Source organism: Ruegeria sp. YTSC199, from assembly GCF_059609725.1.
The window spans coordinates 226,558-239,823 of the sequence record NZ_JBXWMF010000004.1 but is presented as its reverse complement, the minus strand read 5'-3'; the positions used below and the strand labels follow the sequence as shown (position 1 = coordinate 239,823).

14 protein-coding genes are annotated in these 13,266 nt (G+C 59.5%); 9 read left to right on the top strand and 5 right to left on the bottom strand.

The window, feature by feature from the left end; all coding sequences use genetic code 11:
• Positions 1–130 precede the first annotated feature (130 nt).
• The 6 genes from AC2FEE_RS05730 to uvrC all read left to right on the top strand — a co-directional run bounded on the left by AC2FEE_RS05730 (position 131) and on the right by uvrC (position 6,826).
• Positions 131–1,060, top strand: coding sequence for an ABC transporter ATP-binding protein (locus AC2FEE_RS05730; RefSeq protein WP_496863675.1), 930 nt, complete (start codon positions 131–133; stop codon positions 1,058–1,060).
• A complete protein-coding gene (locus tag AC2FEE_RS05725) occupies positions 1,057–1,818 on the top strand; it encodes an ABC transporter permease (protein ID WP_496863674.1) in 762 nt (253 codons plus the stop codon). Before AC2FEE_RS05730 ends, AC2FEE_RS05725 begins: the two co-directional genes overlap by 4 nt.
• Before the next feature lie 113 nt (positions 1,819–1,931).
• On the top strand, positions 1,932–2,729 hold the full coding sequence (locus tag AC2FEE_RS05720; RefSeq protein ID WP_496863673.1) for a S49 family peptidase: 798 nt from the start codon (positions 1,932–1,934) through the stop codon (positions 2,727–2,729).
• 168 nt (positions 2,730–2,897) lie between these two features.
• Entirely contained in the window at positions 2,898–3,860 is a 963-nt protein-coding gene (locus AC2FEE_RS05715; protein WP_496863671.1) for a calcium/sodium antiporter, read from the top strand.
• 21 nt (positions 3,861–3,881) lie between these two features.
• Positions 3,882–4,661 (top strand): SDR family oxidoreductase, encoded by a 780-nt coding sequence (locus AC2FEE_RS05710; protein ID WP_496863670.1) that lies wholly within the window; start codon positions 3,882–3,884, stop codon positions 4,659–4,661.
• Between the two features lie 290 nt (positions 4,662–4,951).
• Positions 4,952–6,826 (top strand): excinuclease ABC subunit UvrC, encoded by a 1,875-nt coding sequence (gene uvrC, locus AC2FEE_RS05705; RefSeq protein ID WP_496863668.1) that lies wholly within the window; start codon positions 4,952–4,954, stop codon positions 6,824–6,826.
• On the opposite strand, the gene AC2FEE_RS05700 is transcribed toward uvrC, so the two are convergent.
• A complete protein-coding gene (locus AC2FEE_RS05700; protein WP_496863666.1) occupies positions 6,823–7,707 on the bottom strand; it encodes a DMT family transporter in 885 nt (294 codons plus the stop codon). The two genes, uvrC and AC2FEE_RS05700, sit on opposite strands and share 4 nt — an antisense overlap.
• 183 nt (positions 7,708–7,890) lie before the next feature.
• Between AC2FEE_RS05700 and pgsA the strand changes: the two genes are divergently transcribed.
• Genes pgsA through AC2FEE_RS05685 form a run of 3 tightly spaced genes read left to right on the top strand, consistent with a single transcriptional unit; the run spans position 7,891 to position 9,253 of the window.
• Positions 7,891–8,559 carry a CDP-diacylglycerol--glycerol-3-phosphate 3-phosphatidyltransferase gene (pgsA, locus tag AC2FEE_RS05695; RefSeq protein WP_496863664.1) on the top strand — a complete coding sequence of 223 codons (669 nt, stop codon included), beginning with the start codon at positions 7,891–7,893 and terminating at the stop codon, positions 8,557–8,559.
• Between the two features lie 3 nt (positions 8,560–8,562).
• Positions 8,563–8,808, top strand: a complete 246-nt coding sequence (moaD, locus tag AC2FEE_RS05690) for a molybdopterin converting factor subunit 1 (RefSeq protein WP_496863663.1) — start codon at positions 8,563–8,565, stop codon at positions 8,806–8,808.
• Between the two features lies 1 nt (position 8,809).
• Positions 8,810–9,253 carry a molybdenum cofactor biosynthesis protein MoaE gene (locus AC2FEE_RS05685; protein WP_496863662.1) on the top strand — a complete coding sequence of 148 codons (444 nt, stop codon included), beginning with the start codon at positions 8,810–8,812 and terminating at the stop codon, positions 9,251–9,253.
• A 50-nt stretch (positions 9,254–9,303) separates the two neighbouring features.
• On the opposite strand, the gene AC2FEE_RS05680 is transcribed toward AC2FEE_RS05685, so the two are convergent.
• The 4 genes from AC2FEE_RS05680 to ubiA all read right to left on the bottom strand — a co-directional run bounded on the left by AC2FEE_RS05680 (position 9,304) and on the right by ubiA (position 13,263).
• Positions 9,304–9,834: a hypothetical protein gene (locus tag AC2FEE_RS05680; RefSeq protein ID WP_496863661.1), complete on the bottom strand. Its 531-nt coding sequence runs from the start codon at positions 9,832–9,834 to the stop codon at positions 9,304–9,306.
• A 163-nt stretch (positions 9,835–9,997) separates the two neighbouring features.
• Positions 9,998–10,318 carry a hypothetical protein gene (locus AC2FEE_RS05675; protein WP_496863659.1) on the bottom strand — a complete coding sequence of 107 codons (321 nt, stop codon included), beginning with the start codon at positions 10,316–10,318 and terminating at the stop codon, positions 9,998–10,000.
• A 1-nt stretch (position 10,319) separates the two neighbouring features.
• Positions 10,320–12,236, bottom strand: coding sequence for an OmpA family protein (locus AC2FEE_RS05670; RefSeq protein ID WP_496863657.1), 1,917 nt, complete (start codon positions 12,234–12,236; stop codon positions 10,320–10,322).
• Between the two features lie 64 nt (positions 12,237–12,300).
• Entirely contained in the window at positions 12,301–13,263 is a 963-nt protein-coding gene (gene ubiA / locus AC2FEE_RS05665) for a 4-hydroxybenzoate octaprenyltransferase (RefSeq protein WP_496863655.1), read from the bottom strand.
• Between the last annotated feature and the right edge of the window lie 3 nt (positions 13,264–13,266).

The following is a 13,266-nucleotide window of genomic DNA, read 5'->3' as shown; positions in this document are numbered from 1 at the left end:
CGAATTGCAAGGCCCAAGACGGTTGAGGCGGTGCGTTATCCACCAGCAAAAAAGCGCAGGCTCTTGTGCGAAAATGACCTGTTCTGTGCCGGGCGGGCGGGGTAGGGTCGCCCCAGAACAGGGAACATGTATGACGGCCATTCTTTCCATTAAGGATCTGCGCAAATCCTATGCCGATGGATTTGAGGCGCTGAAAGGTGTCTCGCTGGACATCGAGCAGGGGGAAATCCTGGCGCTGCTGGGGCCCAACGGGGCGGGGAAGACGACACTGATCTCGACCATTTGCGGCATAACCACACCGACTTCGGGCAAGGTGACGGTGGGTGGCCACGATATCCAGACCGATTTCCGCGCCGCGCGCCGGATGATCGGGCTGGTGCCGCAAGAGATCGCGCTGGAGCCGTTCGAGAAGGTCTGGAACACGGTGCGCCTGTCGCGTGGCCTGTTCGGGCTAGGTCGCGATGATGCCAAGATTGAAGACACTCTGCGCAAGCTGTCCCTGTGGGACAAGCGCAAGAACGCGATCAAAGAGCTGTCCGGCGGTATGAAACGCCGGGTTCTGATCGCCAAGGCGCTGTCGCACGAGCCGCGGGTGCTGTTTCTGGATGAACCCACCGCCGGAGTGGATGTCGAGTTGCGCAAGGACATGTGGGAGATTGTCGCCGAGCTGAAACAAGCCGGTGTCACCATAATCCTGACGACCCATTATATCGAAGAGGCCGAAGCCATCGCCGACCGTGTCGGCGTCATTGACAAAGGTGAACTTCTGCTTGTGCAGGAAAAAGAAATGTTGATGGCGCAGATGGGAAAAAAGCAGCTTGAGGTAATGCTGACCGAGCCGATTCAGACAATTCCGGACAGTTTGGCGGCGCATAACCTTGCGTTGAACGGCAATGGTGATGCGCTGGTCTATACCTATGATACCCATGCGGACCGCACCGGCATCACCACCTTGCTGAATGACGTGGCGCAGGCGGGGCTGGTGTTGCGCGATGTGCAAACCCGCCAGTCGAGTCTGGAAGAGATATTCGTCAATCTGGTGTCCGGAGAGCCCGCATGAACTGGTCCGCCATCGCCGCCATCTACCGCTTCGAAATGGCCCGGTTCTTTCGCACTCTGGCGCAGAGCTTTCTGTCACCGGTTCTTTCGACCTCGCTGTATTTCGTGGTCTTCGGCACCGCCATAGGCAGCCGTATCCAGGAGGTCGAAGGGGTTTCCTATGGCGCGTTCATAGTGCCCGGGCTGATCATGCTGTCTGTGGTGATGCTGGCGATTTCCAACGCATCCTTCGGCATCTATTTTCCCAAGTTTCTGGGAACGATTTACGAGCTTTTGTCTGCACCTGTGAACTTTATCGAGATCGTGATCGGTTATGTCGGTGCCGCGGCGACCAAAGCGCTTTTTGTGGGGTTGGTCATCCTTGTAACGGCCTCATTCTTTGTGGATTTACGCATCGAGCACCCGTTTGCGATGGCGGCGTTTCTGATCCTGACCTGCCTTAGTTTCTCGTTGCTGGGGTTCATAATCGGCATCTGGGCCAGCAATTTTGAGCAGATGTCGCTGGTGCCGCAGCTTGTGGTAACGCCGCTGATCTTTCTGGGCGGAACATTCTACTCTATTTCCATGCTGCCGCCGGTGTGGCAGACCATCACCCTGTTCAACCCGGTGGTCTATCTGATCTCGGGGTTCCGGTGGTCATTTTACGGGCTCGCGGATGTGCCGATCGGGTTCAGCCTGCTGGCCATTTTGGTCTTTACCGGACTGTGCCTGGGTATCATCGGCTGGATATTCAAAACCGGGTGGCGCATTCGCAGCTAGGTTATACCGGGCGTTGCATTTTTGCCCAACGACCCCGGGAAATGTGTTCACGTCACGTCTATCGGTCAAGCGGTCCCTTGTTTACCGGATGGGTGCACTCTACATCGGCATCCATGAAACTCAGCCTGCCGTTTTTCAAAAAGCAACCCTGCGTGGCCGTCGTGCGCCTGTCCGGTGCCATCGGAATGGCCGGACGTGGGTCGATGTCCGACACCGCGCTGGCCCCTGTACTCGAGAAAGCCTTTCGCAAGGGCAAACCCGCCGCCGTTGCGCTTGAGATCAACTCGCCCGGTGGATCGCCGGTGCAAAGTTCCCTGATCGGAGCGCGTATCCGGCGCCTGTCAGTGGAACTGGACGTGCCGGTCATCGCCTTTGTCGAGGACGTGGCGGCGTCGGGCGGTTACTGGCTGGCCGCGGCTGCGGATGAGATTTATGCCGATGACAGCTCGGTTCTGGGTTCGATCGGGGTGATTTCGTCGAGCTTTGGCGCGCATGTGCTGCTGAAACGTCAGGGGATCGAACGGCGCGTGCATACGGCGGGCGAGTCGAAATCCATGCTCGACCCGTTTTCGCCTGAAAAGAAAGAGGATGTCGCCCGGCTGGAACGGCTGCTGGCTGATATCCACGAAAATTTCATCACCCATGTCAAAACCAGGCGCGGTGACAAGCTGGACGAAAGCCAGGACCTGTTTACAGGGGAAATCTGGCTGGCGCGGCGCGCGCAGGAGTTGGGTCTGATCGACGGCATCGCGCATCTGAAGCCGAAGTTGCAGGAACGCTTTGGCGACAAGGTCAAGTTCCGCCGTTACGGGCTACGCAAACCGCTGTGGTCGCGGTTCGGGGCGTCGCTGGCGCAGGACGCCATCTCCGGGCTTGAGGAGCGTGCCGCCTACGCGCGTTTCGGTTTGTGACGTGATTATCAAGATTGTCACCCTTTTCCTGATTGCCATGGGCGTCCTGGCGATGTTCGGAAAGCTGCGCTTTCCCGGGCAGAAGCGGCTGCAATCCTCAAGGTGTCCGCGCTGCGGGCGGTTCAGGATCGGTAAAGGCCCCTGCGCCTGCGAAAAAGGAGGCCGTACATGACGGCATGGCTGCTATCCGGCCTTGGATTGCTGATCCTGTTGCTGGCGGGTGACGCGCTGGTGCGCGGTGCAGTAAACCTGAGCTTGCGTCTGGGCGTTCCCGCGCTGATCGTCAGCCTGACGATTGTGGCTTTTGGTACCTCGGCGCCCGAGCTTTTGATCGCCATCAGCGCGATCAAGGAAAACGCGCCGGGGATCGCCCTTGGTAACGTGGTCGGGTCGAATACGGCGAATATCCTGCTGGTTCTGGGTGTGCCGGCCTTGCTGTCGACACTGCACACCAGCGAATGCAACAGCCGCAGAAACTATGTTTTCATGCTGTTGGCTTCGGTCCTGTTCATTGGTCTGGCCTTTTGCGGTGTGTTCACCGTGTTCAGCGGGGCGATCCTGCTGGCGGCACTGGGCCTGGTCCTTTGTAATGCCTTCCGCGAGGCGCACGCGCACCGCAAAGCCTGTGGTCAGGCCTGCGCCGAGGATGAAGATCTGGACGGTCTGGAAGAGGCCGACCCCAACATGGCCTACTGGAAGATCTCGATCTATCTGGTGCTGGGCCTGATTGGATTGCCGATGGGTGCACATCTGCTGGTCGAATATGCCACGGTCATCGCCCTCACCTATGGCGTCAGTGAAACGGTGATCGGCCTGACGCTGGTGGCGGTCGGGACTTCTCTGCCGGAACTGGCAACCACGGTGATGGCCGCTATGCGGCGGCAGGCTGATGTGGCTTTGGGTAATGTGATCGGGTCAAACATGTTCAACCTGCTGGCCATTGTCGGGATAGCCACGCTGGTCGGGCCGATTCCCGTTGATCCTGAGTTCCTGAGGTTCGACCTTTGGGTCATGCTGGGTTCTTCGCTGCTGCTGGTCCCGTTCGTGTTTTTCAAGCAGGACATCACGCGCACCTGGGGCATTGTGTTGACACTGTTATACGCGGTCTACGTCGTCGTATTGCTGGCGTGAATTGACTGAGAGGAAACGTCCATGACCCGAGCGTTAGTGACCGGTGCCGGAATTCGTCTTGGCCGGGCCATGGCCCTGTATCTTGCGCGTCGCGGCTATGACGTTGCCGTGCATTACGCCACCTCGGAACAGCCCGCGCAGGAAACCGTAGCCGAGGTACAGGCCCTGGGCCGTAAGGCGGTGGCTTTGCAGGCCGATCTGTTGGACGAGGCGCAGGTCAGCGCGCTGCTGCCCCGTGCGGCCGAGGCGCTGGGCGGGCCGATCACCTGCCTGGTCAACAATGCCTCGATCTTTGAATACGACAACATCAGCACGGCCACCCGGAAAAGCTGGGACCGGCATATGGACAGCAACCTGCGCGCACCCTTTGTGCTGACGCAGGCGATGGCTGAACAAGGCCTGACACCAGACACGGATGAGGTGGGCGAACCCGTCGCCACCGGGCTGATCGTCAACATGGTCGATATGCGAGTACGCAAGCTGACGCCCGAGTTCATGTCCTACACCATCGCCAAGATGGGCCTGTGGGCGCTGACCCGTACCGCCGCGCAGGCACTGACGCCAGCGATTCGCGTTAACGCGATTGGTCCCGGTCCGACGATTCAGGGGCACCGGCAATCCGAAGACCACTTTAAGGCACAACGCGCCAACACGGTTCTGGAGCGCGGGGCAAACCCTTCAGATATCACCGCCGCACTGGGATATTTTCTGGACGCACATGCCGTCACTGGGCAGCTTTTATGCGTGGATGGCGGGCAGCATCTGGGCTGGCAAACGCCGGATGTTCTGGGGGTAGAATAGGTAAATCGGCTGCAAGTTTTGCACCGCTCGCGTTCCTGTTACCTGATCGTTACAAAAATGTCTTGTTTTTCATGTACTTGCCTTGTGCACAAAATAAAATATAATGAAAACAATGGTTTAAATATGTGCCTATTTTTTGTGCAACTTAAGGAATCCGTAAGTATACAAGGGAATTTCGCCGTCCCCCGAAACTTATCTGCACAGTTATCCACAGAAACCGTGGATTTGTTTTCTCTTGATCTGTGGCCCTCAAGATTGCAGCCATGGTCAGGGAATCATATCTCAGGCCCATGACGACCCAGGACGAATCGAATCCGGACAATCAGCCCACCGGCTATGCTTGTATCCAGCGCTACGTGAAAACGCTGGACAGCTCGCCCGGTGTGTACCGGATGCTGGATGCGGACAGCCGGGTTCTGTACGTGGGTAAGGCGCGGAATCTGAAGGCGCGGGTGTCGAACTATACGCGCCCGGGTCATTCGGGGCGGATCGAAAAGATGATTGCCTCGACCGCTTCGATGATGTTCCTGACCACGCGGACCGAGACCGAGGCGCTGCTGCTGGAGCAGAACCTGATCAAGCAGCTCAAACCCAAATACAATGTGCTGCTGCGGGACGATAAGAGCTTTCCCAATATTCTGGTCGCCAAGGATCACGCCTATCCGCAGATCAAAAAGCACCGTGGTGCAAAGAAAGAGAAAGGCGCATATTTCGGTCCCTTCGCCAGCGCAGGCGCGGTGAACCGGACCTTGAACCAGCTGCAAAAGGCGTTCCTGCTGCGCAATTGCTCAGATTCCATGTTCGACAGCCGCACACGGCCCTGTCTGCTCTATCAGATCAAGCGCTGTTCGGGGCCGTGTGTAGGGCTGATCTCGGAGGAGGATTACGGTGAGAGCGTTAAGGATGCCGAACGTTTCCTGTCAGGCCGCTCGACCAAAGTGCAGGAGGAACTGGCCGAGCAGATGATGGTCGCGTCCGAGGCGATGGAGTTCGAACGCGCCGCCGGTTTGCGAGACCGCATCCGGGCGCTGACGCAGGTACAGACCTCTCAGGGTATCAACCCGCGCGGCGTAGCCGAGGCGGACATAATCGGGCTCTATATGGATAGCGGGCAGGCGTGCGTTCAGGTGTTCTTTATCCGCGCTAACCAGAATTGGGGGAACAAGGATTTCTATCCCCGGGTCGGGGCGGATGTGTCCTCGGCCGAGGTCATGGAGGCCTTTCTCGGCCAGTTCTACGACAACAAGGAACCACCGCGGCAGTTGATCCTGTCCGACGGGATCGAGAATGCCGACTTGATGGAAGAGGCGCTGACCGAGAAAGCCGGGCGCAAAGTTGAAATTCTTGTCCCGCAGCGTGGCGAAAAACAGGAGCTGGTGGCGGGCGCCTTGCGTAACGCACGCGAGTCGCTGGCACGCCGCATGTCGGAAAGTGCGACCCAGGCCAAGCTTCTGCGGGGCGTGGCAGAGGCGTTTGATCTGGATGCACCTCCGGGTCGGATCGAGGTTTACGACAACTCTCACATTCAGGGTACCAATGCGGTGGGTGGCATGATCGTGGCGGGCCCCGAGGGGTTCATGAAAAACGCCTATCGCAAGTTCAACATCCGGGGTGATGACCTGACCCCCGGTGATGACTTCGGCATGATGAAAGAGGTTTTGACCCGCCGCTTTACCCGTCTGCAGAAAGAAGATCCGGATCGTGACAAGGGGATGTGGCCCGACCTTCTGCTGATTGACGGCGGGGCCGGGCAGGTTAGTGCGGTGCATGAGATCATGCAGAGCCATGGCGTTGAGGATATTCCGATGGTCGGGGTCGCCAAGGGCGTAGACCGCGACCATGGCAAGGAAGAGTTCCATCGCATCGGCCAGCGGCCCTTCGCGCTGAAACGCAATGACCCGGTCTTGTACTTCGTTCAGCGCCTGCGAGATGAGGCGCACCGCTTTGCCATTGGTACACACCGCGCCAAACGGGCCAAGGCTGTGGGCGCAACGCCTTTGGACGAAATCCCCGGAGTGGGGGCTGCGCGGAAACGGGCGCTATTGGCGCATTTTGGCAGCGCTAAGGCGGTAAGCCGCGCGAACTTGGCGGATTTGAAGGCGGTCGATGGGATCTCGGCCGGGTTGGCGCAGAAAGTCTATGACTTCTTCCACGACAAGGGCTAGGCCCGCCGACCCCGCCACAGGATATACAGCCCCGACGCCACGATCAGCGCGCTGCCGATCCACATGGTCTGATCCAGTTGCTCACCAAACATGACCACGCCCAAGCCGACACCGAACAGCAGGCGGGAATAGCGGAAGGGCGTGACGGCCGAGACTTCACCCGTCCGCATGGCTTTCATCAGCGCGGAGTAAGCCGCTGTGCCCATCAGTATCGCGCCGCCCACATGCAGGCTGGTGTGCAGGTCCAGTGGCGCCATCGGTGCGCCCTCCCAGAACCGATAGGCCAGCCCGGCGACGATGATGCAAAGAAAGCCGTAGAAGCCCAGCACCTCGGTCCCCAGCGTTGCCGACGCGGCGCGGCTGGCCAGATCACGCCCGGCAAAGCCCAGCATCCCCAGCACCGCAAGGATAGACAGGGCCGTGAAACTGTCACCGGTCGGCTGGATGATCACAACCACACCGATGAGGCCGATCAGGATAGCGCTCCACCGGCGCCAGCCGACTGTTTCGCCAAAGAATAACGCGGCCCCTGCGACCACTACCAGCGGAGTGGCCTGCAGGATCACCGTGGCCGCAGACAAAGGCGTCAGCGTGATGGCCAGTACATAGAACAGCCGCCCGAAGATTTCGAACAGCACACGCACTTTCATGGGGCGCGATAACACGTCGGGGTGAAACAAGGGCGTTCCGCGCAGCACGGCTGTAACCGCAAAGATCACCGACCCGCCCACACCGAACAGCAGCAGGATCTGCCAGATTGGAAGGGCCGCGGACGCACCCTTCAACAGCGCATCCTCCAGCGCGAACAACGCCATTCCGGCGATCATCCACGCGCTGCCGATCAGGTTGGATCGGGGGTCGGTTTGAATATGTGCAGTCACGACGTGCCTTTGCTCCTGAACCGTCCGCCAATCTGACTGCAAAGACGCTGCGCGCCAAGCGGTATCTGACTGAGAGTTCCCGGTTGCGACCCTTTGCCTTTTAGCCCTGCAACCGCCTGTGATCGGGTCAGTTTTTTGCCTGCCCGTCTTTTCTGTCTCGAACCGGCAATGTAGTGTCGAACCATGAAGTGGAACCTGCCCAATATTCTGACAGTGCTGCGCCTGCTGGCGGCACCTGGTCTGGCCGTGATGTTTCTATATTTCAGCCGCCCTTACGCGGACTGGTTCGCGCTGATCCTGTTCATGACAGCGGCGATCACCGACTGGTTCGATGGCTACCTGGCCCGTGCGTGGAAACAGGAAACCAAGATCGGCGCAATGATGGATCCGATTGCTGACAAGGCGATGGTGGTGATCGCGCTGATGATCCTTGTGGGTTATTCGACCGAGCACTGGACACCATGGCTGGTGCTGCCCGCCACCGTGATCCTGTTCCGCGAGGTGTTTGTCTCGGGTCTGCGTGAATACCTGGGCGATACGGCGGGCACGCTGAAGGTGACCAAGCTGGCCAAGTGGAAGACGACGGCGCAGATGGTTGCCATCGCGGTTCTGTTCTCGCAGGGTATCTTTGAACACAATTTCGTCATGGCCACCTTCGGTATGGACGCCGCGACGATGGATCAGGTTCTGACCGGACAGCTCGAGGACCTGAACCACATCCGCTGGCATCTGGAAGGGATGTTCTGGGCCGGCCGTATCGGTTTGTGGCTGCTGTGGATTGCCGCCACGCTGACATTGATCACCGGCTATGACTACCTACGTAAAGCCATGCCCCATCTGAAGGAGAGCTAACCGATGGACGTGCTGTATTTCGCCTGGGTGCGCGAACGCATCGGGCTGCCGAAAGAAAAGATCGAAACACAGGCCGCGACGGTGTCCGATCTGGTGGCAGAACTCAGCGCGCGCGAAGACCGGTATGCGGCGGCCTTCGCCGATCTGTCCGCGCTGCGGGTCGCGCTGGATCAGGAGCTTTCGGATTTCGACGCCTCGCTGACAGGCGTTCGCGAGGTCGCGTTCTTCCCACCGATGACCGGTGGCTAAGATGCGCATCGCGGTTCAGGAAGAAGCGTTCGATTTGGGGGACGAGGCCAACGCATTCGCGTCAGGCAACGCAGCCAACGGGGCGATTGTGACCTTTACTGGTGTCGTGCGCGATCTGGCCTCGGGCGATCTGGATGTGATGGAGATCGAGCATTACCCCGGCATGACCGAACGCGCCCTTACAAAGATCGCCGAAGAGGCGCAATCACGCTGGTCGCTGGGTGATGTGCTGGTGATCCACCGCCACGGGCGACTGGCGCCGGGGGATCGGATCATGATGGTGGCCACGGCCGCCCGGCATCGCAAGGACGCGTTCGAGGCAGCAGAGTACCTGATGGACTACCTGAAATCCCGTGCGCCCTTCTGGAAAAAGGAAATCACCAAAACCGGCGAGCAATGGGTCGCCGCCAAAGACGAAGACGAAGACGCGCTGAACCGCTGGTAGTGAGTGGTTCCGGCATCCGTCTGTCGGATGCCGGTCTTTGGCATGTCGGTTTAGCTGCTCTGTTCTGTGTTGCAGGTCCGCGCGGCCTCAATAGCTTTGAGAGTACCGTCGAGGCTTACGGTAAATCCGGTTTCTTTTTCTGGGAAAACGGTCATCTCGTATTTCTTCATGACGTCTTCGACGAATTGCGGATTATTCGCCAGAATATATCCCCCGGTGTACCCGTCCGCGAGGTGCTTTGTCTTCTTGCGCGCTTCGGCTGAATACACGTTGCCATCCAACGACAAAATGATTTCTTCCTTTTTGCCTTTCAAACCAATGTCGTTTTGGGTGAAGACACCGAGATACCCCATTTCCTGATCTTTGGTCAGGCCCATTTGAACGACGTTGCTATTCTCATCGACGCGTTCGATCAGGCAGGATCCACGGGTTTCATCTACATAGATGGTCCAGCCGGACTCTTCGCCCCATTTGGTAAAGGTGTCATTCTCTGACGGGATCGCGTCGCTTGAGGCAAGTGCAGCGGTCGTGGAGAACATCCCAAGGATTGCGGCGGTCTTTAAAGTTGTATTGAAAAGCATAGTACACTCCAGTTTCTTGGATCGTGAACAGTTCAACGTGCAGGCAAAATTGCACCAATTCATATTATTGAATTTATTGCCAAAATGAAGATTGCACGCTGTCGTCGGCTAAATCTCGCCGATAAGCGCGCGTAAACAAAAGTGGTTACCCAAACCGTTGCGATCAATCCGCGTTGTTGATGCGGCCGCGCATCTCCTCGGCCTCTTGTCGGGCGGCCCGCAGGCCGTCCATGGCGGCGGCCAGTTCGGCCTCGGTCTGGGTCAGTTGATTGGTCAGTTCGGCCTCGCGCTGTTGCAGGTAGGTGATCGCCTGATCACGGGTTTCCTCGGCCTCGTGCAACTCCTGGCTCATGCGGTCCAGATCGGCCACATCGCTTTGGCGGACGCGGGACAGGCGGTGCGCCAGCCAGTTGGCGAACCAACCCACGCAGAAGGCCGCGAACAGGATGATGGCGGTGGCGATTATGAATTCGATTCTGTTCACTTTACTGGTCCCCTGCATCCGCATCTGAGGTGGTACTGTCCGTCTGTTCGGCCTCGATCGTTTCCGCTTCGATCGCGTCCAGCCCGGTTTCCGTGTTTTCCACCTGCTCGGGGCGGATCAGGCGGAACTCGATCCGGCGGTTTTCCTCGCGGCCTTCTTCTGTGTCGTTGTCAGCGATTGGTTGCGATTCCCCATAGCCCATGGCGGTATAGCTGGCAGTGGGCACGCGGCGCCCGCGCAGCTCGTTCAGGATGGATTGTGCCCGCGCCTGGCTGAGCTGTTGATTCATCTCTTCGCGGCCCTGACTGTCGGTATGGCCCTGAATCTCCAACCGGATGGGGCCGCATTCGCGCAGGATGTCGGCAATCTGGTTCACCGTATCGCGCGAGTCGGCGGCGACGGTGGCCGAGCCCGGCTCGAACGCGATCTTGGTGCCGGCCTGAACCTCGGCGATGCGCTCTTCACACACCTCGGGGTCGGGCAGTTTGTCCGCGGGCTCGGGCGGTTCCTGATAAGTGATCGACAGGGTGAATTCCTGCGCGTCACCCAACTTTTCCGAAAGCAAACCCGCTATCTGCGCTTTTGTGTCGCGGTCGTGGCTGATTCCGTTCAGGACCAGATCATCCGGCGTGATCGTCAAAGCGCCGTTGTGCAACTGTGCCAGCGCTTCAAGCCCGGTCAGAATACGAACCGGCCAGCCCATCGGCAAACCGTCCGGGGCAATGCGGGTCGCGGTGTAGACCTTTTCCGAGCCAAAGGCGGCGCGGGCATAGCTGTCGACCATGTCGCGCTGAGTCTCGTCGCCCAGACGTCCGCGCATCTGCACCAACCCTTCGGGGCTGCGCGTGGCATTGAATTCAGGCGGGCCTTCCTCACCTTCGGTATCGGGAGGGGGCAGGATGGCGTGTAGGGCAAAGACCGGGGGCAGGGCGTTCTCAAGCTCGCCCACCACGCGGTCGAACGCCCCGGCTTCGGTGCCTTCTGCTGCAGCCAGTGTGATATCCGCATCCGACATGGTCACCGAACCGCCGCCCAGTTCGGCCAGCGCGTTGATGCTCAGCACCGCAGCTTCGGACCAGCGAGGCGACGGCACGCCCAGCCCAATGGTGCAACTATAGGGGCCGGTCATGCCCGCCTTTTGTGCGGCGGCGACGATCGCCTCGCGCGCCTTTTCGTCCTGTGCCGAGCAGGCATCGAACTGGCCGCCATTCGCATCGATCAGAAAGCGCAGGGTAAAGGGTGTGATCACCGGGCGCGGGGCCGAGATCGACAGTCCGATCCGCAAACTTGGCGGTGCGGTGCGGGTCAGATCCTGCTCCAGCTTTTCCTTTTCCCGCTGGCTGTCGGCAATTGCGGTGATTTTGACCAACCCTGGGCTGGCCGAGATTTTGGCGCGCGGCAGGCGCGTTAACGCGTCAACGGCATAGGTGATCGCGGCATCCCACCCTTTGGGCTTGGGATAGTCGGCGGTTTCCATCAGATCCGAAACCGGGGCGCCACCGTCCAGATCGCTTAACCGATCCATCAGCGCCTCGCGGTTCTCGCTGGCGGGGATCAGGCCGATCACCGAAATGCCGCTGTCATTGCGCAGGATCTCGGCAGAGAACCGGGGGGCGGCCAGATCCGTTGTCGGGGCCACCTGCATTTCGTCGATCACCCGCGAGGTATCGACCTCGATGCCCGCCGCGGTCAGCGCGTTGAAGCGGGTAGCCTCGTCCGTGGCAGTCCCCGTCAGCACCACGCGCAATCCGTCTGAATGCACCTCGGCCCAGTCATGCCCTTTCAGATCCAGTGCCCGGCGCACGGCAAATTCTGAGGATTCTTCGACCTTGGTTACCGCAAAACTGGCGGCCAGCAGGCACAGGCCCGCCGATACGAGGAAGATAAGGCCTACGGCAAAGAAATAGGGCAAACGCATGTGCGGGTTATCGACTCCTCAAGCGAATGTGCGAACTCTTACCTAGCCCCGCGCCAAGGTGCAATCAGAGCAACAGCGCGACGCAGAGGAAGATCAGCGGAATAAGGCCGGTATCCCGGTTGGCGCGGAACAATTGCAGCAGTTTCGCGTTGTCTTCGATATCCAGACCGCGCAGTTGCCACGACATGTGCCAGCCCATCGCCCAGGGTCCACCCAAGGCAACGGCCAGCGCCAGTACCGAGACGTGTGCCAACGCCCCGTCGATGATCGCCAGCCCCATCAGAAAGACCGTCGCCACAAGAAAGTACTTCAGCCAGCGTGCGGTGTCGGTGCCAAACAGCCGGGCGGTCGACTTGATGCCGATCAGCTCATCGTCTTCGGCGTCCTGATGGGCATAGATCGTGTCATAAAACAGCGTCCAGGCGATGCCTGCCAAGTATAGTATGATCGCGGGAGCGCTGACCGTGCCTGTATGCGCGGCCCAGGCCAGCAGGATACCCCAGTTGAAGGCCAACCCCAGAAACACCTGTGGCCACCATGTAAATCGTTTAGCATAGGGATAGATTGTTACCGGCAGCAGGGACAGTACTCCCATGGCGATGGCAGCCTGATTGAAGGTCAGAAGAATCCCCAGAGCCAGCAGACATTGCAGGCCCATCCAGATCACCGCCTGACGCACGCTGACCTGACCCGAGGGAATCGGGCGCGATCGCGTGCGCTCGACCTGCCCGTCAAAGTCGCGGTCGGTGATGTCATTCCACGTACAGCCCGCGCCCCGCATCAAAAACGCGCCGAAGGCACAGCTGATGGCGATCCACAGATCCTCCCACCTTGGATTGCCATCGCTGAGGATCGCCAGCGCCAGACCCCACCAGCAGGGAATCAGCAGCAGCCACGTGCCGATGGGCCGGTCCGCACGGCTGAGGCGCAGGTAGGGGCGGGCGAAAGCGGGCGCGTGTGTGTCGACCCAGTTGCCACTGACCGCATCTGCGACCTGACCGTCTGGTGTTGGGGCGTTGCCTTGCATATG